Source organism: Streptantibioticus ferralitis (assembly GCF_029223525.1).
In the GTDB taxonomy this organism is placed as follows: domain Bacteria; phylum Actinomycetota; class Actinomycetes; order Streptomycetales; family Streptomycetaceae; genus Streptantibioticus_A; species Streptantibioticus_A ferralitis.
This window is the reverse complement of record NZ_JARHTQ010000014.1, coordinates 77,469-100,972: the sequence shown is the minus strand read 5'-3', so window position 1 is coordinate 100,972 and position 23,504 is coordinate 77,469. Positions and strand designations below refer to the sequence as shown.

Genomic DNA, 23,504 nt, shown 5'->3' with positions numbered 1-23,504 from the left:
AGGAGCGAGCGCAGTGCCAAGGACCGTCGACACCGGGCCACAACACCCAGCGCCGAGCCCACCCGAAACGCGCACCGCGGTCGACACCGCGAGCCCCGAGTACCTGGCGAACCGCGAAGCCGCGCTCGCCCGGCTCGCCGAACTCGACGCCGAACACGCCAAGGCGATCGGCGGCGGCGGACCGAAGTACGTCGACCGCCACCGGGGGCGCGGCAAACTGCTGGCGCGCGAGCGCATCGAGTTGCTGATCGACCCCGACACACCGTTCCTTGAGCTGTCGCCGCTCGCCGCATGGGGCAGCGACTATCCGGTGGGCGCCTCGATGGTCACCGGTATCGGGGTGATCGAGGGCACCGAGTGCCTGATCACCGCCAACGATCCGACGGTGCGCGGCGGCGCGAGCAACCCGTGGACGCTGAAGAAGGCACTGCGCGCCAACGAGATCGCGTTCGCCAACCGGCTTCCGGTGGTGAGCCTCGTCGAGTCCGGCGGCGCCGATCTGCCGAGCCAGAAGGAGATCTTCATCCCGGGCGGTGCGCTCTTCCGGGACCTGACCCGGCTGTCCGCCGCCGGAATCCCCACCGTCGCCGTGGTGTTCGGCAACTCCACCGCGGGCGGAGCGTACATACCCGGTATGTCCGACCACGTGGTCATGGTGCGGGAGCGTTCCAAGGTCTTCCTCGGCGGGCCGCCGCTGGTGAAGATGGCGACCGGTGAGGAGAGCGACGACGAGTCGCTCGGCGGCGCGCAGATGCATGCCCGCACCTCGGGTCTCGCCGACTACTTCGCGGTCGACGAACCGGACGCGCTGCGCACCGCCCGGCGGATCGTCGCCCGGCTGGGCTGGCGCAAGCAGGGTCCGGCCCCGCGCCAGAACCCGGTACCGCCGCGCTGTGCCGAGGAGGAACTGCTGGGTCTCGTCCCGGGCGATCTGCGCACCCCCTTCGACCCGCGCGAGGTGATCGCCCGGGTGGTGGACGGCTCGGTGTTCGACGAGTTCAAGCCGTTGTACGGACCGAGTCTGGCGACCGGTTGGGCCGAGCTGCACGGCTACCCGGTGGGGATCCTCGCCAACGCACAGGGCGTGCTGTTCAGCGCCGAGTCGCAGAAGGCCGCGCAGTTCATCCAACTGGCCAACCAGCGCGACATCCCGCTGCTCTTCCTGCACAACACCACCGGTTACATGGTGGGCAGGGAGTACGAACAGGGCGGCATCATCAAGCACGGCGCGATGATGATCAACGCGGTGGCCAACTCCCGTGTCCCGCACATCTCCGTGCTGCTGGGCGCGAGTTACGGTGCCGGGCACTACGGCATGTGCGGCCGGGCGTTCGAGCCCCGCTTCCTGTTCGCCTGGCCGAGCGCCAAGTCCGCGGTGATGGGCCCCGCTCAGCTGGCCGGGGTGCTGTCCATCGTCGCCCGCCAGTCGGCCGCCGCGCAGGGCAGGCCGTACGACGAGGAGGCGGACGCGGGACTGCGCGCGATGGTGGAGCAGCAGATCGAGTCCGAGTCGCTGCCGATGTTCCTGTCCGGGCGGCTCTACGACGACGGCGTGATCGACCCGCGTGACACCCGCACCGTACTCGGCCTGTGCCTGTCGGCGATCCACAGTGCGCCCGTCGAGGGAGCGCGTGGCGGTTTCGGCGTCTTCCGGATGTAGGGGGCTGTGCCATGATCTCTTCCCTGCTGGTGGCGAATCGCGGCGAGATCGCCCGGCGGGTCTTCCGGACCTGCCGTGGACTCGGCATCGCCACCGTCGCGGTGTACTCCGACGCGGACGCCGACGCCCCGCATGTGCGGGAGGCCGACGCCGCCGTGCGGCTGCCGGGCAACGCGCCCGGCGACACCTATCTGCGCGGCGACCTGATCGTGGCGGCCGCGCTCACGGCGGGCGCCGACGCGGTGCATCCGGGATACGGATTCCTCTCGGAGAACGCCGAGTTCGCGCGGGCCGTACTGGACGCCGGTCTGACGTGGATCGGTCCGCCGCCCGATGCGGTCGAGGCGATGGGGTCGAAGACCCGCGCCAAGAGCCTGATGGCGAAGGCCGGTGTGCCGCTGCTCGACCCGGTCGACCCGGCGACCGCCACATCGGAGCGGCTGCCGCTGCTGGTGAAGGCGGCGGCTGGCGGTGGCGGCCGGGGCATGCGGATCGTCCGCCGACTCGATCTGCTGGACGGCGAGTTGGCGGCGGCCCGGACCGAGGCGGCCGCCGCGTTCGGGGACGGTGAGGTCTTCGTCGAGCCATACGTCGAGGACGGCCGCCACATCGAGGTGCAGGTGCTGGCGGACGCCCATGGCACCGTGTGGACGCTCGGCGAGCGGGACTGCTCGGTGCAGCGGCGGCACCAGAAGGTCATCGAGGAGACCCCGGCGCCCGGCATCGGCGACGAACTGCGCGACACGCTGTATGAGGCGGCCCGCGAGGCCGCGAGGACGATCGGCTATGTCGGCGCGGGCACCATCGAGTTCCTGGTCTCCGCGGACAGTCGCCCGTACTTCCTGGAGATGAACACCCGCCTGCAGGTGGAGCATCCGGTCACCGAGTGCGTGACCGGGCTCGATCTGGTGTGCTGGCAGATCCGGGTGGCGGAGGGCGCCCGGCTGCCCGACGTACCCGCGCCGCCGCGCGGCCATGCGATCGAGGCCCGGCTGTACGCGGAGGACCCGGCCCGGCACTGGCAGCCGCAGACCGGCGCACTGCACCGCTTCTCGATCCGCGAGAGCGACGGCCTGCGGGTGGACTCCGGGGTCGAGGACGGCGGCACGATCGGAGTGCACTACGACCCGATGCTCGCCAAGGTCATCGCCCATGCGCCGACCCGCGACGAGGCCCTGCGCCTGCTCGCCCACGCGTTGCGGCGGGCCCGGATCCATGGTCCGGTCACCAACCGCGACCTGCTGGTGCGGGTACTGCGCCACCCGGACTTCGTCCGCGGCGGGGTGTCCACCGCCTTCCTCGAACAGCTGCCGCCGGACACCGGCGATCCCTCGGCGGTACGGCTCGCCGCGCTCGCCGCCGCGCTGTGCGACGCCGTGGGCCGCTCACCGTTCGGCGGCTGGCGCAACGTGCCGTCGCAGCCGCAGTCCAAGGGCTACCGCACCGCGTCCACCGGTGACGAGTACCGGGTCCGCTACCGCCTCACCCGAGCCGGCCTGGTGGCCGAGGGCCATCCGGACGTGCGGCTGCTGTCGTGCGTCGCGGACCGCGCGGTGCTCGAAGTAGCCGGTGTCCGGCGGGAGTTCGAGGTGGCGGTGTACGGGAACCAGGTGTACGTCGACTCGGCGCTCGGCGCGGTCGCGTTCACCACCCTGCCGCGCTTCCCGGCGCCGCGGGCGAGTACCGCGCCCGGTTCACTGCTGGCCCCGATGCCCGGCACGGTCGTACGGGTCGCCGAGATCGCCGTCGGCGACCGGGTGACGGCCGGGCAACCGCTGGTCTGGCTGGAGGCGATGAAGATGGAGCACCAGATCAGCGCCCCCGCCTCCGGCACCCTCAGCACGCTCCAGGCCGCCGTCGGCCATCAGGTCGAGGTCGGCACCGTACTGGCCGTCGTCACGCAGGAGGGCACCACACCATGAGCGTCACCCTCGACAACGCGTTGCTGGAGAGCGAGGAGCACCGCACGCTGCGCTCCTGCGTCGCCGCACTCGGCCGTCGCTACGGCCGGGAGTACTTCACCGCCGCCGTCCGCGCGGGGCGGCAGACCGATGAGCTGTGGCGGGAGGCGGCCAAGCTCGGATACCTGGGCGTCAACCTGCCGGAGCAATACGGCGGAGGCGGCGGTGGGATGACCGAACTGTCCATCGTGCTGGAGGAGTTGGGGGCGACCGGCTGTCCGCTGCTGCTGCTCGTGGTCTCCCCCGCGATCTGCGGAACGGTCATCGCCAGGTTCGGCACCGAAGCCCAGCGGGCGCACTGGCTGCCGGGGTTGGCTGACGGCTCGGTGCGGATGGCGTTCGGCATCACCGAGCCGGACGCGGGCTCGAACTCGCACCGGATCACCACCACCGCCCGCCGGGACGGCGACGACTGGCTGCTGTCCGGGCGCAAGGTCTTCATCTCCGGTGTGGACATCGCCGACGCGACCCTGATCGTCGGCAGGACCGAGGACGCCAGGACGGGCAAGCTCAAGCCCTGCCTGTTCATCGTCCCGCGGGAGACCGCCGGGTTCGAGTTCCGGCCGATACCCATGGAGTTGGCCGCACCCGAGAAGCAGTTCCAGCTGTTCCTCGACGATGTGCGGCTGCCCGCCGACGCACTCGTCGGCGACGAGGACGCGGGTCTGCTCCAGTTGTTCGCCGGGCTCAACCCCGAGCGGATCATGACGGCCGCCTTCTCACTCGGCATGGGGCGCTACGCGCTGGACACCGCGGTGGAGTACGCCCGTACCCGTCAGGTCTGGCAGGCGCCGATCGGTGCGCACCAGGCGATCGCGCACCCGCTGGCCCAGGTGCGGATCGAGCTGGAGCTGGCGCAGCTGATGATGCGCAAGGCGGCGTTCCTCTACGACAACGGTGACGACATGGGCGCCGGTGAGGCGGCCAACATGGCCAAGTACGCGGCCGCCGAGGCCGGGGCGCACGCCGTTGACCAGGCCGTGCACACCCTCGGCGGCAACGGGCTGACCACCGAGTACGGCCTGGCGTCACTGCTGACCGCCTCCCGGGTGGGCCGGATCGCCCCGGTCAGCCGGGAGATGATCCTCAACTTCGTCTCCCACCACACCCTGGGCCTGCCCAAGTCCTACTGAGGAGGCCCGTCATGACCTGTGTCCAACGCGACCACGACCGTGGCGTCCGGGTACTGACCCTGGACTCGCCGCACAACCGCAACGCCCTGTCCACCAAGCTCGTCACCGAGTTGCACGAGGAACTGGCGGCGGCGGCCGAGGATCCGCGGACCCGCGCCGTGCTCCTGGCCCACACCGGCAACACCTTCTGTGCGGGCGCCGACCTGACCGAGCGGACCCCGACGGGACCGACGGAGCTGGCCGGGCTGCTGCGGTGCATCGTGGAGCTGCCCAAGCCGGTGGTGGCCCGGGTCACCGGGCATGTCCGCGCCGGGGGCCTGGGACTGCTGGCCGCCTGCGATGTCGCGGTCGCCGGACCGGAGGCCACCTTCGCCTTCACCGAGGCGCGGTTGGGCCTGGCACCCGCGGTGATCTCACTGACGGTGCTGCCCCGAACGCAGCCGCGGGCCATCGCCCGCCACTACCTGACCGGTGAGCTGTTCGGCGCGGCGGAGGCCCAGCGGATGGGGCTGGTGAGCGCGGGTGCGGAGGCTCTCGACGGGATACTCGACGGGCTGCGGGCGGCCTCACCGCAGGGCCTCGCCGAGTCCAAGCGGCTGACCACCGCCGAGTTGCTGCGCGGATTCGACCGGGACACCGGCGCGTACGCTGAGCAGTCGGCCCGGCTGTTCGCCTCGGCGGAGGCGGCCGAGGGCATGCGCGCCTTCCTCGAACGCCGGGAGCCACCATGGGTGTTGTGACCGATCACTCCACCGCGACCGCGCGGTCCGTCAGGCCCGCCAAGCAGGACCGCAGCCGGGCGACCCGGCGACGGCTGCTGGAGGCCGCGGTGGCCTGCCTCGCCGAGCGCGGCTGGAGCGGCAGCACGGTCGCCGTCGTGGCCGAGCGCGCCGGTGTGTCCCGCGGCGCCGCCCAGCACCACTTCCGCACCCGCGAGGACCTGTTCACCGCCGCCATCGAGCATGTCGCGGAGGAATGGCTGGCGACGCTGCGCGAGCACGCCCGCACCCTCCCGGACAGCGGGGCGCCGCGCACCCGTGCCGTGGTGGAGATGCTGGTGGGCGTCTACACCGGAACACTGTTCCGGGCGGCGCTGCACCTGTGGGTGGCAGCGGCCGACGAGGCCCGACTGCGGCCGAGGGTTACGGCGTTGGAGAGCCGTATCGGCCGGGAGGCACACCGGCTCGCGGTGGAGTTCCTCGGCGCGGACGAGAACGTGCCGGGGGTGCGGGAGACGGTGCAGGCGACCTTGGACATGGCCCGCGGCCTCGGCCTCGCCACTCTTCTGCGGGACGACACCCCGCGGCGGACCGCGATCGTGCGGGAGTGGTCGCGGATCCTGGACTCCGCTCTGCGCCGGGACGGCTGACCCGGCACGGTCCGGTTGGGCCGCCGTAGGCTGGGGGCGGGCACACCTCGTAGGACCCACGAGAAACGGGTATGAGACCTGGTGGGAGATGTGCGGTGATGCGTACCGGAAGCGAACCGTCACAGGCCCGCAGCCCGCTGCGGCTGCGGGCAGGGCTGGCCGTGTTCGGGCTGGTCTGGTCGCTGGGGGCCATGGGGGGCTTCGTCGCCGCGCACCAGCCGGGGTGGGCGGGATTCTTCGGCGCGGTGGCGCTGCTGGCGGTGGTGGACCTGACCGTGATCATCCACCGCATCCACCAGGGCCCGCACTACCAGCCGGGCCGCAACATCCCGCCGTACTGGCCCGCGGGCAGCGATGACCGCCGTACGCCGTGGTGGCACCGCTTCTGGTCGTAGCGGGCAGCCCGGGGCTGAGCCTGCCTCCGACGGACCCTCCCGCCGAAAAGGAGTGCAGGGGGCGTGCCCCCGCGGGTCCTCCCGCCGCGGCGGCGGGCGACCCCCACGACGCCGACCGGCGGTGCCGAACCTTCCGCAACCCAGCTGCCGAGGATCCGCCGGAAGGGCTACCGCGTCACGAAGTCGGCCATCATCGCCATGTCCTCGTGCTCCAGGTTGTGGCAGTGCAGCAGGAAGCGTCCGGGGTAGTCGGTGAACCGGACGGCGAACTCGGCCGACTGCCCGGGCAGCACGTCCACGGTGTCCTTCCACCCCGCGTCATACGGCCCCGGTGCCTGGCCGTCGCGGGCGACCACCTGGAACGGGTTGAGGTGGACGTGGACCGGATGGTGGAAGTCGCTGACGATCCGCCATACCTCCGTGGTGCCCAGCTTCGGCGTCGCGATCGCCCGCCCCGGCTGGTACGCCATGCCGTTGATCGTCCAGCCGACGCCCTCCGACCGCTGGAAGTGGAACGTCCGCGTTACCGCGGCGCGCCGCGGGTCGAGCCGTTCGACGGTCGAAAGCCTGGCGGGCACCGCGGTCTCGTCGGCCGGGGTGCGGGCCGCGCCGGAGACGTCGAACCGCATCGCCTCCGCCGTCGTCCCGCTGCCCAGCCGGTTGACCAGCCGCACCTGTGTGCCCGGACGGTACCGGGCGAAGTCGACCACGAGGTCGAAGCGTTCGGCGGGCGCCAGGGCCAACGCGTCGTGCCGCACCGGCCGTTCCAGCAGCCCGCCGTCGGAACCTATCTGCACCAGCGCGTCACCGCCGGGCGGCTGCGGGTCCAACTCCAGCTTGTAGATACGGGAGTTGGAGGCGTTGAGCACCCGCAGTCGGTAGCGCAGCCGCTGTACGTCGAGTACCGGCCACGGCGCGCCGTTGACCAGGATCGTGTCGCCGAGCACCCCTTCCATCCAGTGGTGGGTCACCCCCGGAGTACCCCAGGCGGGGTCGAGCGCCGGATAGTGGAAGGATCCGTCGGCCGCGAAGGACCGGTCGGTGATCATCAGCGGGATGTCGCGCTCACCGCGGGGCAGCGGCAGCGCTTCCTCCTCGTCGTCGTGCACCAGGTGGAATCCGGCGAGCCCGCGATAGGCCGAGGGGCCGGTGAAGCCCATGCGGTGGTCGTGGTACCAGAGCGTGGCGGCCCGCTGGTCCAGCGGATAGGTGTACGTACGCTCCCCCAGCGTCGTCACACCCGTGCCGTTCATGTCGGACATGCCGTACGGGTGCCGCATCTCCCAGCCGACCGGAAGGATCAGATCCGTCGGATGACCGTCGCTCTCGTGCGGGGTGTGGCCGCCGTGCAGATGGACGGCGACCGGCTGCGGCAGCTCGTTGCGGTGGGTGACGACGGTGCGCCGCCCGGCCCGGGAGACCAGTGTCGGCCCGGGGTAGCTGCCGCCGTAGGTCCATGCCTCTGTCTCCAGCCCCGGCAGTATCCGCAGGCGCGCGAGCCGCTGGGTGATCGCGTAGGTGTCCGTGGTGGCGTCGGTGCGGACCGGCCGCAGCACCGCGGGCAGTGGCAGCGGCACCTGGTACGGGCGCGGTAGCGGGGCCGTGCTGCGCAGCGGCAGCGGCAGTCCGGGCCGACCGGGTACCAGGATCCGTCCGGCGAACGGGGTCCCAGCCACCAGGCCCGTACCGGCGGCCGCCGCCAGGAAACGCCGCCGCTTCATGGTGCCTCCTCGTGCGCGTCGGCACTGTCGGGCCACCGAGTGCGGCTCCGCGTGTGTCGCTCGCGCTGCTGTCTCCCCACGCTGCGTCCCGTCCGCATCGTCCGCCACGCGCATACCGCCATCGGGGCGACACGCACGGTGACCCCGGCGGGGCCGCGCCGCGCAATCCGGTGTTCACGGGACGCCATTGACAAGCGTTCGCTAAACGTTGTCATGAGCACACGCATGGGTATATGAGTGATCCCGCCCATCGTGGCCGGATTCCGGGCGAAGGGTGGGGACCGTGCGAGAACCGGCCCTCACCGGCCGCAAGGAGTTGCCTCCAGCTCAGCGCGGGGAACGGCCATCGGCAGGTCCCGGACGGGTCGGCGCACGCCGACCCGTCCCCCGGCGTCTCGATCTACTCGCAGGGCAGTTGGACCTCGGTGGGCGGCACCAGCGCCGCCGCACCCGAGTGGGCCGCCTTCGCCGCCCTGGTCAACCAGCAGGCCGCGGCCGCCGGCAAGCCGAACCTCGGCTTCGCCAACCGAAGCTCTACGCGGCGAAGGGCACCGGCTTCCACGACATCACCAGCGGCAGCAACGGCGCCTACAGCGCCACCAAGGGCTGGGACTTCGCAAGCGGTTGGGGCTCGTACAACGCGAGCACGCTGGCAGCGAAGCTACTCGGCTACTAAGGCTTGCCGTCCAGCGCGCGGCGCGGGCCCGGGGGTGCGCTCCCGGGCGCCGTGACGGGCCGCGCGGGAGCACAAAGCACGAGTGGTGCTGACCGAGACCCGGCCAGCACCACTCGCCCGCGCGGTCAGAAGGGACCGTGGAGCGCTCCGAGCCGGGCGGTCAGCCGCAGGTTCTCGGAGTAGTCGACGGGGCAGGCGATCACGGATACCGCGTCCTCGTCGAGCGCGCGGCGTAGCGTCGGCAGCAGCTCGTCGGCCGCTTTGATCCTGTGACCGCGGGCGCCGAAGCTCTCCGCGTAGGCGACCAGGTCGGGGTTGGTGAAGCGGGTGTGGCTGTGGCGGCCGAGCACCAGCTCCATCTTCCACGTGATCAGGCCGTACTCCTCATCCACCAGGACGAGCACGACGAGGGGCACGTGTTCGCGTACGGCGGTCTCCAGTTCCTGGGAGTTCATCAGGAACGAGCCGTCACCCATCATCGCCAGCACCCGCCGCTGCGGGCGGGCGAGCTTGGCGGCGATCGCGCCCGGCAGCGCGAACCCCATGGTGGACAGGCCGTTGGAGACCAGACAGGTGTCCGGCTCGTACGCCGGGTACAGCCGTGCCATCCACATCTTCCCCGCGCCGGTGTCGGCGAGCACGATGTCGCTGCGGTCCAGCGCGGTGCGCACATCGGCCACCACGCGCTGCGGCACCAGCGGGCACGCGTGGTTGCCGCGCCCGTACTCCAGTTCCTCGGCGAGCAGCGTCCGGATGCGCTCACCGGTACCGGCTTCGTACCCGAATCTGTTGGGCACGGCGGCCGCGAGCGCGTCCAACGCCTGGGAAAGGTCGCCCTCCACGCCGACCTTGACCGGGTAGTGGGCGTCCACCTCGGCGGGGAACCGGTGCAGGTGGACGATGCGCTTGTCACCGTCCGGATTGATCTTCACCGGGTCGAACTCCTGGACCTCGTACCCGACACAGACCAGGACATCAGCAGCGTCGAAGCCGAAGTTGCTGTAGTCGTGACGCATGAAGCCCACCGCGCCCAGCGCGTTCGGGTGGTCGTCCGGGAAGACGCCCTTGCCGTGGAAGGTGGTCGCCACCGGCACGTTCAGCCGCTCGGCGAAGCGCAGCAGAGCCGCTGACGCCTTGGCCCTGGCGGCACCATGACCGGCGAGCACGACCGGGCGGCGCGCCGCCGCCAGAACCTGCGCGGCCCGGGCGATCTGGGCGGGCGACGGCGCGTCGGCGCGTACCGTGTCGACCTGCAAGGGCGCGAGCGGCACCGTGGTGTGCGCCCCTTCGATGTCCTCGGGAACCGCCAGGAAGACGGCCCCGGGACGCTCGCTCTGCGCGGTCTTGAACGCCTTGCGCACCATCTCCGGCACCGCATCCGGGCTCTGGACCCGGGCCGCCCTCTGGGTGACCGGGCCGAACATCGACACCAGGTCGATCACCTGGTGGGACTCCTTGTGGACGCGACTCAACGAACCCTGCGCCGCCAGAGCCACCAGCGGTGTGCTGTTCGTCGTCGCGTCCGCGGTGCCCAGCAGCAGATTGATCGCACCCGGTCCCAAGGTCGCCGAGCACACCCCGGCCCGGCCGGTCAGCCGCCCGTACATCTCCGCCATGAACGAGGCGCCCTGCTCGTGCCGGACCAGAACGTACCGGATGCCCGAGCCGCTCAACGCGTCGACGAAGCGGATGTTCTCCTCACCCGGGATCCCGAAGACGTACTCCACACCCTCAGCCTGGAGACAACGCACCATCAAGTGCGCCACGTCCTCCGTCACGGGACTGTCGCTTCGGCGGTCGGGGGTGCGCTGGGTTTCCATGAGCAGAACGTAGGCGCAGTGCGCTGCACCAGCCAGCCATTGGACCCCAGCCGGGTTACCCAGGGCATGGCCGTGACCTGCCCGGGGGTTGTTCGGCCGTCGGGGTGGTCGCCGACAGTTGACTGTGCCGCAGCGACCACGACGGCCGCCGGGCCAGCACGATGTCAGCGTTGCGCCACCGTGAAGGGCACGGTGGCAGGATCCCCGGGAGGGCTCCTTGACCGCCCAGTCGCCGACCGCCGACGCACCGCCTGCCCGCTACGACGACCTGCGTGCCCTCGTCTTCAACTGCACGCTCAAGCGGTCGCCGGCACGCAGCAACACCCAGGGGCTCATCGACCGCAGCGTGGTCATCATGGAGGGGCAGGGCGTCCAGGTCGACGTCGTGCGAGCCATCGACCACGACATCGCCACCGGCGTCTGGCCGAACATGACCGAACACGGCTGGCAGACCGACGCCTGGCCGGGGCTGTACGAAAAGGTCCTGGCGGCCGACATCCTGGTACTGGCGGGTCCGATCTGGCTGGGCGACAACAGCTCGGTGACCAAGCGGGTGATCGAACGCCTCTACGCCTGCTCCAGCCTCCTCAACGACGCGGGACAGTACGCCTACTACGGCCGGGTCGGCGGCTGCCTGATCACCGGCAACGAGGACGGCGTCAAGCACTGCGCCATGAACGTCCTCTACAGCCTGCAGCATCTCGGCTACACCATCCCCCCGCAGGCCGACGCCGGCTGGATCGGCGAGGCCGGCCCCGGCCCTTCGTACCTCGACCCGGGGTCAGGCGGCCCGGAGAACGACTTCACCAACCGCAACACCACGTTCATGACCTGGAACCTGCTGCACCTGGCCCGGATGATGAAGGACGCCGGCGGCTTCCCCGCCTACGGCAACCAGCGCACGGCCTGGGACGCGGGTTGCCGCCACGACTACGAGAACCCCGAACACCGGTAACCGGCCGCGTCGCCACCTCACCCCTGGCAAAGCTCCAGGTCGGCGACTTGCGGCTGGCTTGCCGGGCCGCCGAGGTCTGGATACCGAAGGCGGCGACGGCGGCCGGGCGGTTCTGGGAGGTGTCATCGGGTGCGGCGGGTCCCCGGAATCGCCGCGCACGATCGCGCGCGGGCAGTGGCAGGTCCTCGCACTCGCGAGCACGCCTCCGCACGACCGGGTGCGAGGGGCGCGGGGCGCCCCCTCAGCCGTCGCCCCGCGCCCGCCACCTCGTTGCCTGCGCGGAAGCCCTCACTGGAGTGCGCCCGCCCGTCCCGGTGCACTCCGAGGTGAGCGCCTGACTGCGCCTCTGCGCACCTGTCTCAGGCGCTCTCCCCAAGGTGCCGGTACAAGGTGGCATGGCCGATGCCCAGGGCCTCAGCGATGGGTGTGACGCTCTCTCCCTTGGCATGCCGTGCACGCGCTACGGCTAGCCTTTCGTCGTCCATGACGGGCGGACGCCCACCGACGTTGCCCTTGCGGGCCGCAGCGTCCAGCCCCTCCACTCGCCGGGCTACACCATGGCGCGCTACGGCAGGCGTCGCGCCGAAGGAGCGAAGAAACCGGCCGCTTCCCCAGCCGTATCGGCCTCTCACCCCTGGTCTGACTTGGGGATTCGCTCGGCTGTTGGTCACGTGGTTGGTCACGCCACAGCCTAGAAATGACGAAAGCCCCTGGTGAGGGGCTATTCGATCTGGTGTCCGAGGGGGGACTTGAACCCCCACGCCCGATAAAGGGCACTAGCACCTCAAGCTAGCGCGTCTGCCATTCCGCCACCCGGACCGGGTGTGTGCCGCGGTTCCCCGCGGCGACATGGATAACGATACCAAGGATTCGGAGTGCGTTTCACCTGCGTATCCGCCCGCGGGCGCGGCCCGCGCTCGACTTATGGGTGATACGCGCGATACAGGCGTTACGGGTGATTCATCCACTCCGGATGGGAAGCCTGGCTGTGGCGCTGAGCTGAGCTACGACGGGTTTGCCACGGGCCCGGGACCGCCTGCTGGTCCTGGCGCCGCCGGAGCGGCGCCAGGAGGGCCGGGCGGCTACGGCATCAGGTGGTAGTCAGGGAAGTTGCCCGGCAGCCGCTCCCCCCGCGGGCCGTCCGTGACGGCCCGCACCAGCAACTCGCCGCCTACGAAGGCGCCGCGCCACGACGCGCCGAAGCCGCCGAACAGCTCGTCGCGGTCGCCGCGTGACCGCGGTGCGCCCAGGCCGACCTTGAACGCGCGGATCTGCGGGGCCAGGCGCGCCGCCGTCCGTTCGTCGTCGCAGGACAGGCTGGCGACCAGCGCGCCGTTGCTGGCGTTCATCGCGGCCAGCAGCTCCGCCTCGGTGTCGACCAGCACGACGGTGTCGACCGGACCGAACGGTTCGGCGTGGTGCAGCGGCGATGATCGCGGCGGAGCCAGCAAGGTGACCGGGGGCATATAGCCGGCGGTGTCCTGACCTGGGAGGAAGCGGCCCGCGGCGAGAGTGCCGCGGTGCAGCGGCACGGCGCCGCGGTCGATCGCGTCGTCCACCAGCTCGGCCAACTCCTTGGCTTTCGCGGCGTTGATCACCGGACCGAAGTCCAGCTCGGGCAGCGGGTCGTCCGGCGCCTCCACCGCGAGCGGGTGACCGAACACCACCGAGCGGACCGCCGGAAGGTAGGCGCCCAGGAACCGGTCGAAGAGCTGCCGTTGGACGACGAACCGGGGGTAGGCGGTGCAGCGCTGCTTGGCGTAGTCGAAGGTCTTGCGGATCTGGCCGGACAGCGTGTCCCAGCCGCTGTACTCCCACACTCCCCAGCAGTTGAGCCCCTCCTGCTCCAGGATGTGCCGTTTGCCGAGGTCGGCGACATCGGCGGCGACCCGTCCGCCCGCGTCGCGGCCGCCCACGAAGGAGACGCAGCCGATCTCCGGCGCCCGCACCAGCGCCTCGGACAGCTCCCCGCCGGAACCGCTGACCAAGGTGATCGGCAGCCCCTCGCGCACCGCCAGCGCGCTGGCGAGGGTGAGGCAGGCCAGTCCTCCGTCGGTCGGGGTCTTGGCGATCACCGCGTTGCCCGCCAGGATCTGCACCAGCATGGCGTGCACCAGCACGCTCATCGGGTAGTTCCAACTGGCGATGTTGCTGACCGGACCGGGCAGCGGGACACGGCCGTCGACCATGCGGTCGATCTCCTCGACGTACCAGCGGACGCCGTCGATGGCCCGGTCCACGTCGGCCTGGGCGAGGCGCCAGGGCTTGCCGATCTCCCAGACCAGCAGCAGCGAGAGCAGCTCCCGGTGTTCGGTGAGCGCGTCGAGGGCCGCGGTCACCCGCGCCTTGCGCTCGGGCAGCGGAACATCGCGCCAGGCGCGGTGCTGGTCGAGTGAGGCGCGTACCGCCTGGTGTGCGCCGTCCGGGTCAAGTCGCGGCAGGCCCGCGATGGGACTGCCGTCGACCGGCGACTGGCAGGGCAGCAGATGCCCGTCCGCATGCCAGCGGCCGTTCCACAGGTTGCGTACCCGGTCTTCGGTGAACGCCTCGGGCGCGGTGTCCAGACACCGCCGCCAGGCGTCCTGCCAGGCGGTTCCGGGCTTGAGTACGAGGATTGGTGCCATGTCGGTCTCCGCTCGGTAGTCGGGAGATCTCGGCCAACAGCAAAGCTCTACAACAGCAAAGGTCCGCACCGGCAACGGCCGGACGGTACTGCGAGGGCCTCAAGGTCTACCGGAACGAACGGGCACGCGAAACAGCGCGAGGTGTGACCCTGGTCAAGCGTGTCAACATCAGATCATGGAGTCGACCAACACGAACTTCGGGAAGCGGGACTGATCACCATGGGACGGGTTACCGAGCGCCGCCGCGTACTACGTGTCAGGGACGGGGCGGTCGGCCATCGCTCGGACACTCTGGTCGCCGAGGAGCCGCTGGAAATCCGGCTGAACGGCAAGCCGTTGGCGATCACCATGCGCACTCCCGGTGACGACTTCGCACTGGCCGCCGGTTTCCTGGTCAGCGAGGGAGTGCTCGGCTCGGCTGACGAGCTGGCCTCGATCGTCTACTGCGCGGGCGCGACGGATGACGGCGCGAACACCTACAACGTGGTCGACGTCACGCTCGCCGCGGGCGTTCCGGTCCCCGACATCACCTTGGAGCGCAACGTCTACACGACGTCCTCATGCGGGCTGTGCGGCAAGGCGAGCCTCGACGCCGTGACAACGACCGCCCGCTGGCAGCTCGCTGACACGCCCTCGGTGCGGCTGGACCCCGAGGTACTGGCGGCGCTCCCGGACCGGCTGCGGGCCGCGCAGCGGGTCTTCGACCGCACCGGGGGTCTGCACGCCGCCGCGCTGTTCACACCGGACGGCGAACTCCTCGACGTACGGGAGGACGTGGGCCGGCACAACGCGGTCGACAAGCTCGTGGGACGCGCCCTCCAGCAGAACCTGCTTCCCCTGTCCGGAAGTGTGCTGCTGGTCTCCGGGCGCGCTTCCTTCGAGCTCGCGCAGAAGGCGGTGATGGCCGGGATCCCGGTGCTCGCGGCCGTGTCGGCGCCGTCTTCGCTCGCCGTGGATCTGGCCGCCGAGGCCGACATGACGCTGGTCGGCTTCCTGCGCGGATCGTCGATGAACGTCTACGCGGGCGAACACCGCGTCATGCTCGGGGCGACGGCGGCCGGAGGCTGAACCGGGTCAGCGGGCCTGCGCCGACGCCTCGCTCTTCGCCTGCCGCTCGGCGGCCGGGCCGGCCGCGCCGTCGAGCACCTCGCCGGCCACCGTGCGCTGCTCGCCCGCCGGGGTCTCGTCCTTGAGCGCCTTGGTCTCCGCCTTCAGGATGCGCATCGACTTGCCGAGCTGACGGGCGGTGTCCGGCAGGCGCTTGGCGCCGAACAGGACGATCGCCACCACGGCGACGATCAGCAGATGCGTGGGGGTGAACAGGTCGCGGATCACGGATACTCCTCAAGCGTGGACAGGGCGGGCCTGGGCGTCGGGCGACGACCGTTCCGATGGCAGGCTACCTTCCCCGCCGCCGTCCGCGTCAGTTGAGTCATGAGACCACCGCTTGGCGATCACCGCACAAACCATGAGTTGCATCTGATGGAACAGCATCAGCGGCAGGATCATCAGCCCCGCGTGCGCGCCGAACAGCACGCCGGCCATCGGCAGTCCGTTCGCCAGGCTCTTCTTGGAGCCGCAGAAGACGATCGCGGTGCGGTCCGCCCGCCCGAAGCCGAGCCTGCGGGAGACCACCGACGTGAGGCACAGGACCAGGCCGAGCAGCACCGCCTCCACCCCGAGCAGCGCCAGCAGCCGGACCACCGTCACCTGGTGCCAGATGCCGTGCACCACGCCCTCGCTGAACGCCGTGTAGACGACGAACAGGATCGAGCCGCGGTCGACCAGTCCGAGCACCTTCTTGTGCCGGGTGACGAAGCCGCCGATCCAGCGGCGCAGCAGCTGCCCGGCGAGGAAGGGCGCCAGCAGTTGCAGCGCGATGTCGACGAGGCCGTGCGCGGAGAACCCGGCGCCGCTGGAGTTCAGCATCAGCCCGGCGAGCAGCGGGGTGACGACCATGCCGAGCAGGGCGGAGTACGTCCCGGCGCAGATGGCCGCCGACACGTTGCCGCGCGCGATCGAGGTGAACGCGATCGAGGACTGGATGGTCGACGGCAGGATGCACAGGTAGACGAAGCCGGTGTACAGCTGCGGGGTCAGCACGTACGGGACCAGGCCGCGCGCCGCCAGTGCGAGCAGCGGGAACAGCACGAAGGTGCTGAGTACGACGGTCAGGTGCAGCCGCCAGTGGCTGAGGCCCGCCAGTGCCTCGCGGCTGGAGAGCCGGACGCCGTACAGGAAGAACAGCAGCGCTATCGCGAAGGTGGAGGCTCCGTCGGCGACCGGCGCCGCCGCGCCCTTGGCGGGCAGCAGCGCCGCCAGGCCGACCGTGGCGACGAGCGCCACGATGAACGGTTCGATCGGCATCCAGGACGGCCAGGACGGCATCGTGACGCGGCGCATGTCTTCTCTCAGTCGGTACGGACCAGGGGACGCCTTCGTGGGGACGGGGGCGCTGACTCGATCAGCCTGCTCCGCACCAGGCTCATTGTGAACCCCGTTCACCGCACTGATAATCATCACACTTTGCGATAGCCGCGCTACCATCGACGGCGTGTTCGACCCCACACAGCTGCGGACCTTCCTCGCGGTGGCGCAGACGCTGAGCTTCACCCAGGCCGCGCACCGGTTGGAGCTGCGGCAGTCGACGGTGAGCCAGCACGTACGCAAGCTGGAGGAGACCGCCGGGCGGCAGCTGTTCCTGCGCGACACCCATGGCGTGGAGCTGACCGAGGACGGCGAGGCGATGCTCGGCTTCGCCCGGACGATCCTGGAGGCCAACGAGCGGGCGGCTGGCTTCTTCGCGGGCACCCGGCTGCGCGGCCGGCTGCGCTTCGGCGCTTCGGAGGACTTCGTACTGACCCGGCTGCCGGAGATCCTGGAGCGGTTCCGCCATGACCACCCCGAGGTGGACCTGGAGCTGACCGTCGAACTGTCCGGCACCCTGCACCAGCAACTGGCCGATGGGCGGCTGGACTTGGTGCTGGGCAAGCGGGCCGCCGGGGAGACCCACGGGCGGCTGGTGTGGCGGGACCGGCTGGTGTGGATCGGCGGCGAACGGCTGCGGATCGACCCGGACCGGCCGGTGCCGCTGATCCTCTACCCGCCGCCGAGCATCACCCGGGCCCGCGCCCTCGAGGTGCTGGAGCGGGCGGGCCGCACCTGGCACATCGCCTGCACCAGCGGCAGCCTCAGCGGGGTACGCGCGGCGGCGCTGGCCGGGCTGGGCGTCGTCCCGCACGCCCAGGGCCTGATCCCGCCGGGGCTGCGGATCCTGCCGACCCGCTCACCGGGCCTGCCGGAGCTCGGCGGCGTCGACTTCGTCCTGCTGCACGGCCGACAGCGTACGGCGGGCCAGGAGCCCGCCATGGCGCTGTCCCGGACCATCCTGGCGGCGGGCGACCGGCTGCACCGGCCGATGTGAGGACGGTCAGCGCGGCCCTTCGTAGGTGAGCCGCTTGACCTGCCGCAGCATCGGGGCCGTTTCGACCTGTGGAACGCCGTCCAGGGCGCCGATCCGCTCGCTCAGGTACCGGTACAGGGCCATGGTGTCGCGGCAGATGGCGACCGCGACGATGTTCGACGGCCCGGTGATCGCCGCAGCGAAGACGATCTCCCGATGGGCGGCGAGCGCGGCGCCGACCGACCCGAGGGCGGACGGGGTCACGGTCAGCCAGAGCGTGGCCCTCATCTCCTGGCCGATCAGTCCGGAGTCGAACTGGACGTCCATGAACAGCACACCGCTGCGCCGCAGTTGTTCGAGGCGCCGCCGCACCGCGGATTCCGACTGCTGCGCCACCTTCCGCAGCTCGGTCACCGGAGTGCGGCCGTCCCGTCCGAGCGCGGCGAGCAGCAGTTCGTCGGTGGCGTCGAGGACCACCGGGTCCGGCCCCGGCTCGGCCGGTGGCGGGGTGAGCGCCGCGATCTGCTCCGGGGGGAGGATCTCCGCCTTGCTGAACCAGCCGAGCGAACCCCCGTAGAAGGTGTGCAGCAGGCAGTGCGCGCTGACCGCGGTGACCCGAGGGGTGCGCTGGAGCTTGTCGAACAGCAGGGCGTCGCGCTCATCGCGGTTGCGCGCGGCCATCACGCACAGCACCTCGGTGCCGCCGGACGTCAGCCCGACCCAGGAGGTGTCGGGGCGCCGGGCGAGCGCGGTGGCCAGCGCCTCGGCGGCGTCCGGGGTACAGCTCAGTCGCAGGTACCAGCGGGTGCGACCGATCCGGGTCTCATCAGTGGCGCCGATGACCCGCAGCCCGCCACGGCTGCGCAGTTTGGCGTAACGACGGGCGACGGTCTGGTCCGAGACGCCGAGCACGCCCGCGATCTTGCTGAACGGAGCACGCCCGTCGAGCTGCAGCGCCTGCAGCAGCTGGAGATCCAGCTCGTCAGCAGCAATGGATTCCACCGTCAAACCCCCGTCCGATGTCGGTTTCCGGCGTGGCACAGGTACTGCCTGGCATGTATCGGCGCGCCCACTCATCGTACGTACCGCAACGACTCAACGAGACAAGGGGTTTTCCCATGCGCAAGTGGGCACCGCTGACAGCGGTCTGCCTCGGCACGTTCATGCTGCTGCTCGACGTCACGATCGTGACGGTGGCGCTGCCCGACATGGCGGGGGCACTGCGCGCCTCGCTGTCCAGCCTCCAGTGGGTGATCGACGGCTACGCGCTGGCACTCGCCGCTCTGCTGCTGGGCGCGGGTTCGACGGCGGACGTCATCGGCCGCCGACGGATGTACGTGGCGGGGACGGTGGTCTTCGCCGGGGCGTCGCTGGCCTGCGGGCTGAGTTCCAGTGCCGATGTGCTGGTGGCGATGCGCGGTGTCCAGGGGGTCGGAGGCGCGGCGATGTTCGCCACGACGCTCTCCCTGCTCGGCTCCGAGTACCAGGGGCGGGATCGCGGTGTGGCCTTCGGGGTGTGGGGCGCGGTCTCCGGTGCGGCGGCGGCACTTGGCCCGGTGCTCGGCGGTCTGCTGACCCAGAACCTGGACTGGCGGTGGATCTTCTACGTCAACCTGCCGGTCAGCGTGCTGGCGGTCGCGCTGACGTTGCGGGTGGTCGGCGAGTCGCGCGGGCGCGCCGGGCAGCGGGTCGACGTGGCCGGGACCGCGGCCTGGACGCTGTTCGCCGGGACGGCCGTCTACGCGGTGGTGCGCGCGGACTCGGTGGGCTGGGGTTCGGCGGCCACCCTGGGCGCGCTGGCGCTCGCCGCGGTGGCGCTGGTCGCGTTCTTGCTGGTCGAGCGGCGGGCCGCGGATCCACTGCTGGATCTGGGGCTGTTCCGGGGCGCGGCGTTCACCGGCGTGATGGCGGCGGCGTTCGCGCTGAACGCGGCGGCGTTCGGAGTGTTGCCGTACACCTCGATATGGCTGCAGACGGTGCTGGGCTTCAGGCCGCTGCAGGGCGGTCTGGTGCTGGTGCCGTTGGCTGCCGCGTCCTTCGTGGTGGCGGCGGTGTGCGGGCGGCTGACGCACGGGGTGTCCGCCCGGCTGACGGTGGGCTTCGGCATGCTGCTGATCGGCGCGGGGGCCCTGGCGCAGGCCGTGCTGGGCGCCGACTCCGGCTGGGCGGCGCTGGTTCCCGGCCTCATGGTGGCGGGCGTCGGTGTCGGGGTGGCGACGCCCGCGCTGTCCCAGGCCGCGCTGGCCTCGGTGCCTCCGCACCGGGCGGGGATGGCGGGCGGCGCGGTCAACACGTTCCGGCAGCTCGGCTATGCGCTGGGGGTGGCCCTCTTCGGCACCCTCGCCGCATCCCGGATGACCCACGGCCTGACCGGCCGGGTGCCCGACCCGCACGGCACCGCGCAGGCACTGGCCGGTGGCGCCGCCCGCGAACTGCTGGCCGCCCGGGTGACCACGCCCCACGTACTGCGGGCCGCCTTCACTTCGGGCCTCGACACCGCGGCGCTGGCCGCGGGAGCGGTGGGCCTGGCCGCCGGGGCGCTGGTGCTCGTACTGGTACGCACCCCCGCCGGCCCCAACCCGGCCCGCACCGCCCATCGGCAGGTGGCCGAACAGGTCCCCGCGGAGGTCAACGCGGGATGAATCCCGTGGGCGGCTGTAAGGCACGGGTGAGTGCGCCGGAAAGATGGCGGAGAGATTCGGTGCAGATCCACGAGCCGTTACATCGGTGAAACCGTACGGAAGTTCCCGCTGTTTCCGGCCTTTGCCCACAGAACGGGCGATCAGCTGGCCGACAAATCCGGTTTCGCGGGATCTGTGGACCTCTCCCCTAGCGCGACGGGATCAGGTAGCTTACGGGCCCGCCCGGCAACTTTGCCCAGCGGGTCCACTTACGATCCACTGGCCCCTCCCCGGGCGACAGCACCATCGTCGAAGCGCCGCGCGGGGCGCTCCCGAGGAGCAGAATTGCGCAGGTTCAGTGTCCCGCCACTGGCGACGGCGCCCCAGGTCGGAGGGCTGGCCGACGCCGTGTACAACAATGCCGCGCAGTCACCGGACCACGTAGTCCTCGGACGCAAGACGGACGGCGAATGGCGGGACGTGACCGCGGCGGCCTTCCGCGACGAGGTGCTGGCACTGGCCAAGGGGCTGCTCGCACACGGGATCCGGTTCGGTGACCGGGTCGGGATCATGGCGCGCACCCGCTACGAATGGACGCTGTTCGACTTCGCGTTGTGGTCGATCGGCGCCCAGCCGGTGCCGGTCTACCCCACCTCGTCGTCCGAGCAGGTCTACTGGATGCTGCACGACTCCGGAGCGGTGGCCTGCGTGGTCGAGCACGAGGACCACGCCATGACGATCGGCGCGGTGGTCGACCGGCTGCCGCAGCTCACCCGGCTGTGGCAGCTGGACGCCGGGGTGGTCGGGGAGCTGACCGCTTCGGGCACGCACATCGACGACGAGGTGGTCAGCAGGCACCGCTTCGCGGTGACGCCGGACGCGGTGGCCACCGTCATCTACACCTCCGGCACCACCGGCCGCCCCAAGGGCTGTGTGCTGACCCACGCCAACTTCATGGCGGAGGCCGACAACGTGGTGGCCCGCTGGGAGCCGGTGTTCCACTCCAAGCCCGGCGACGAGGCGGGCACCTTGCTGTTCCTGCCGCTGGCGCACGTCTTCGGCCGGATGGTGGAGGTCGCGGCGATCCGGGCCCGGGTGCGGCTCGGCCACCAACCGAGCCTGGCGGCAAAGGACTTGATCCCCGATCTTGCCGCCTTCAAGCCCACGTTCACGCTCGCGGTCCCGTACGTCTTCGAGAAGGTCTTCCACGCGGCGCGCCGCAAGGCGGAGGGGGACGGCAGGCTCGGCCCGTTCGACAAGGCCGTCGACGTGGCGGTGCGGTACGCGGAGGCGCTGGAGCACAAGGCGTTCGGCACCGGCCCCGGCCCCGGCCCCGGCCTGCGGATGCAGCACCAGGTGTACGAGAAGCTGGTGTACGCCAAGGTCCGGGCGGCGCTCGGCGGCCGGATGCGGCACGGGATGTCCGGCGGCTCGGGGATGGAGCGGCGGCTCGGGCTGTTCTTCGCCGGGGCGGGCGTGACGATCTACGAGGGGTACGGGCTGACCGAGTCGACGGCCGCCGCGACCGCCAACCCGCCGGAGCGGACCCGGTTCGGCACCGTGGGCCAGCCGGTACCGGGTACCACCGTGCACATCGCGGATGACGGCGAGGTGTGGCTGCGCGGCGGCCAGGTGTTCACCGGGTATCTGAACAACCCGAAGGCGACCGACGAGGTGCTGCACGACGGCTGGCTGGCCACCGGCGATCTGGGCGCGCTGGACGACGACGGCTATCTGACCATCACCGGCCGCAAGAAGGAGATCCTGGTCACCAGCGGCGGCAAGAGCGTCTCGCCGGTGCTGCTCGAAGAGCGGGTGCGGGCGCATCCGCTGGTCGCGCAGTGTGTGGTCATCGGCAACGACCGGCCGTTCATCGCCGCGCTGGTCACCCTCGACCCCGAGTCGGTCACCCACTGGCTGTCGATGCGCGGCAAGCCGCAGCTGCCGCCCGCGCAGCTGGTCCGCGACCCGGATCTGGAGACCGAGATCCGGCGTGCGGTGGTCGCCGCCAACACCCTGGTGTCCCAGGCCGAGTCCATCCGTACGTTCCGTATCCTCGCGGCGCAGTTCAGCGAGGAGAAGGGGCTGCTCACGCCCTCGCTGAAGTTGAAGAGGAAGGCGATCGAGAAGTCCTACTCGGCGGAGATCGAGGCGCTCTACCACGGCTGACCAGCGGTTCCCGCGCATCTTCGGCACCGCGCCCGCGCCGACGGCCGGAAACGCGCAGCGGGTGCGTCCTCGTCGGAGCTAAGGCAACGTTGGAGTCAGGCAACGCACGACAACAGGACAAGGAAACCACTGCTCGTGAGCAAGGTCCCTGCCATCACTCTGAACAACGGCGTCACGATGCCGCAGCTCGGCTACGGCGTCTGGCAGGTGCCGGACGCGCAGGCCGAGACCGCGGTGCGCACCGCGCTGGAAGCCGGCTACCGCAGCGTCGACACCGCCGCCGCCTACGGCAACGAAGCGGGCACCGGCCGGGCACTGGCCTCCTCCGGCATCCCGCGTGAAGAACTCTTCGCGACGACGAAGGTGTGGAACAACCACCACGGCTACGACAGCACACTGCGGGCCTTCGACACCTCGCTGGCCAAGCTGGGCCTGGAGCAGCTGGACCTCTACCTCATCCACTGGCCGGTTCCGTCGCGCGATCTGTACGTGGACACCTGGCGGGCGTTGGAGAAGCTCTACGCCGACGGCCTGACCCGGGCGATCGGCGTCTGCAACTTCCAGCCCGCGCACCTGCGGCGGCTGCTGGACGAGACCGACATCGTCCCCGCGGTCAACCAGATCGAACTGCATCCCCACTTCCAGCAGGCCGAGCTGCGCGCCTTCCACGCCGAGCACAACATCGCCACCGAGGCCTGGTCCCCACTGGGGCAGGGCAGGGGACTGCTGGACGACCCGACGATCGCCACGATCGCGGGAAGGCACGGCAGGACCCCGGCCCAGATCGTGCTGCGCTGGCACCTCCAGATCGGCGACGTGGCCATCCCGAAGTCGGTGACCCCCTCCCGGATCGTGGAGAACATCAACGTCTTCGACTTCGAGCTGGACGCCGACGACCTCGCGGCGCTGGCCGGTATGGACACCGGGACCCGGCTGGGTCCTGACCCGGACACCTTCGACATGATCTGAGCCGTTCCGCTCGGTGCCCGCCGTCCGA

20 protein-coding genes and 1 tRNA gene are annotated in these 23,504 nt (G+C 71.1%); 13 read left to right on the top strand and 8 right to left on the bottom strand.

Translation table 11 applies throughout. The features are described from left to right. Positions 1-13: 13 nt before the first annotated feature. From P2L57_RS21700 to P2L57_RS21675, 6 genes are all read left to right on the top strand, one after another. Positions 14-1,660, top strand: coding sequence for an acyl-CoA carboxylase subunit beta (locus tag P2L57_RS21700; protein WP_275817058.1), 1,647 nt, complete (start codon positions 14-16; stop codon positions 1,658-1,660). An 11-nt stretch (positions 1,661-1,671) separates the two neighbouring features. Beyond that, positions 1,672-3,582, top strand: a complete 1,911-nt coding sequence (locus tag P2L57_RS21695) for an acetyl/propionyl/methylcrotonyl-CoA carboxylase subunit alpha (RefSeq protein WP_275817056.1) — start codon at positions 1,672-1,674, stop codon at positions 3,580-3,582. Continuing rightward, on the top strand, positions 3,579-4,754 hold the full coding sequence (locus P2L57_RS21690) for an acyl-CoA dehydrogenase family protein (RefSeq protein WP_275817054.1): 1,176 nt from the start codon (positions 3,579-3,581) through the stop codon (positions 4,752-4,754). The genes P2L57_RS21695 and P2L57_RS21690 overlap by 4 nt, the downstream gene beginning before the upstream one ends. An 11-nt stretch (positions 4,755-4,765) precedes the next feature. Then, complete coding sequence (locus P2L57_RS21685) at positions 4,766-5,494, top strand: enoyl-CoA hydratase family protein (protein ID WP_275817052.1); 729 nt, start codon at positions 4,766-4,768, stop codon at positions 5,492-5,494. Beyond that, positions 5,482-6,123: a TetR/AcrR family transcriptional regulator gene (locus P2L57_RS21680; protein WP_275817050.1), complete on the top strand. Its 642-nt coding sequence runs from the start codon at positions 5,482-5,484 to the stop codon at positions 6,121-6,123. The genes P2L57_RS21685 and P2L57_RS21680 overlap by 13 nt, the downstream gene beginning before the upstream one ends. Positions 6,124-6,221: 98 nt before the next feature. Further along, complete coding sequence (locus P2L57_RS21675) at positions 6,222-6,518, top strand: DUF6343 family protein (RefSeq protein WP_275817048.1); 297 nt, start codon at positions 6,222-6,224, stop codon at positions 6,516-6,518. Positions 6,519-6,685: 167 nt separating this feature from the next. On the opposite strand, the gene P2L57_RS21670 is transcribed toward P2L57_RS21675, so the two are convergent. Then, on the bottom strand, positions 6,686-8,239 hold the full coding sequence (locus P2L57_RS21670; RefSeq protein ID WP_275817046.1) for a multicopper oxidase family protein: 1,554 nt from the start codon (positions 8,237-8,239) through the stop codon (positions 6,686-6,688). 283 nt (positions 8,240-8,522) lie between these two features. Here P2L57_RS21670 and P2L57_RS21665 point away from each other — a divergent pair, with 283 nt between their 5' ends. Then, positions 8,523-8,915 (top strand): hypothetical protein, encoded by a 393-nt coding sequence (locus tag P2L57_RS21665; protein WP_275817045.1) that lies wholly within the window; start codon positions 8,523-8,525, stop codon positions 8,913-8,915. 125 nt (positions 8,916-9,040) lie between these two features. Here P2L57_RS21665 and P2L57_RS21660 read toward each other — a convergent pair whose 3' ends face one another. Then, positions 9,041-10,735 carry an acetolactate synthase large subunit gene (locus P2L57_RS21660; RefSeq protein ID WP_275817043.1) on the bottom strand — a complete coding sequence of 565 codons (1,695 nt, stop codon included), beginning with the start codon at positions 10,733-10,735 and terminating at the stop codon, positions 9,041-9,043. 217 nt (positions 10,736-10,952) lie between these two features. On the opposite strand from P2L57_RS21660, the gene P2L57_RS21655 reads away from it, so the two are divergent. Next, a complete protein-coding gene (locus P2L57_RS21655) occupies positions 10,953-11,690 on the top strand; it encodes a flavodoxin family protein (protein WP_275817041.1) in 738 nt (245 codons plus the stop codon). A gap of 359 nt (positions 11,691-12,049) precedes the next feature. Here the strand turns inward: P2L57_RS21655 and P2L57_RS21650 are convergent, their stop codons facing one another. From P2L57_RS21650 to P2L57_RS21640, 3 genes are all read right to left on the bottom strand, one after another. After that, a complete protein-coding gene (locus P2L57_RS21650) occupies positions 12,050-12,232 on the bottom strand; it encodes a helix-turn-helix domain-containing protein (protein WP_275817039.1) in 183 nt (60 codons plus the stop codon). 189 nt (positions 12,233-12,421) lie between these two features. Next, positions 12,422-12,509, bottom strand: a tRNA-Leu gene (locus P2L57_RS21645). Positions 12,510-12,772: 263 nt separating this feature from the next. Beyond that, the gene (locus tag P2L57_RS21640) at positions 12,773-14,314 is read right to left on the bottom strand and encodes an aldehyde dehydrogenase family protein (protein ID WP_275817037.1); all 1,542 of its coding nucleotides are present in this window, start codon (positions 14,312-14,314) and stop codon (positions 12,773-12,775) included. Positions 14,315-14,533: 219 nt separating this feature from the next. Between P2L57_RS21640 and fdhD the strand changes: the two genes are divergently transcribed. Continuing rightward, on the top strand, positions 14,534-15,382 hold the full coding sequence (fdhD, locus tag P2L57_RS21635; protein WP_275817035.1) for a formate dehydrogenase accessory sulfurtransferase FdhD: 849 nt from the start codon (positions 14,534-14,536) through the stop codon (positions 15,380-15,382). A 6-nt stretch (positions 15,383-15,388) separates the two neighbouring features. Here fdhD and tatA read toward each other — a convergent pair whose 3' ends face one another. Continuing rightward, a complete protein-coding gene (tatA, locus tag P2L57_RS21630; protein WP_275817033.1) occupies positions 15,389-15,649 on the bottom strand; it encodes a Sec-independent protein translocase subunit TatA in 261 nt (86 codons plus the stop codon). A 9-nt stretch (positions 15,650-15,658) separates the two neighbouring features. Beyond that, complete coding sequence (locus P2L57_RS21625; protein WP_275817031.1) at positions 15,659-16,717, bottom strand: bile acid:sodium symporter family protein; 1,059 nt, start codon at positions 16,715-16,717, stop codon at positions 15,659-15,661. Positions 16,718-16,868: 151 nt separating this feature from the next. On the opposite strand from P2L57_RS21625, the gene P2L57_RS21620 reads away from it, so the two are divergent. Beyond that, the gene (locus tag P2L57_RS21620) at positions 16,869-17,738 is read left to right on the top strand and encodes a LysR substrate-binding domain-containing protein (RefSeq protein ID WP_275817029.1); all 870 of its coding nucleotides are present in this window, start codon (positions 16,869-16,871) and stop codon (positions 17,736-17,738) included. A 6-nt stretch (positions 17,739-17,744) separates the two neighbouring features. Here the strand turns inward: P2L57_RS21620 and P2L57_RS21615 are convergent, their stop codons facing one another. Beyond that, positions 17,745-18,719, bottom strand: coding sequence for an Lrp/AsnC family transcriptional regulator (locus P2L57_RS21615; protein WP_372515838.1), 975 nt, complete (start codon positions 18,717-18,719; stop codon positions 17,745-17,747). A 116-nt stretch (positions 18,720-18,835) separates the two neighbouring features. On the opposite strand from P2L57_RS21615, the gene P2L57_RS21610 reads away from it, so the two are divergent. The 3 genes from P2L57_RS21610 to P2L57_RS21600 all read left to right on the top strand — a co-directional run bounded on the left by P2L57_RS21610 (position 18,836) and on the right by P2L57_RS21600 (position 23,476). Beyond that, positions 18,836-20,359 (top strand): MFS transporter, encoded by a 1,524-nt coding sequence (locus P2L57_RS21610; protein WP_275817025.1) that lies wholly within the window; start codon positions 18,836-18,838, stop codon positions 20,357-20,359. Between the two features lie 324 nt (positions 20,360-20,683). Beyond that, complete coding sequence (locus P2L57_RS21605) at positions 20,684-22,507, top strand: AMP-dependent synthetase/ligase (RefSeq protein ID WP_275817023.1); 1,824 nt, start codon at positions 20,684-20,686, stop codon at positions 22,505-22,507. A 135-nt stretch (positions 22,508-22,642) separates the two neighbouring features. Further along, a complete protein-coding gene (locus P2L57_RS21600; RefSeq protein ID WP_275817021.1) occupies positions 22,643-23,476 on the top strand; it encodes an aldo/keto reductase in 834 nt (277 codons plus the stop codon). Positions 23,477-23,504 lie beyond the last annotated feature (28 nt).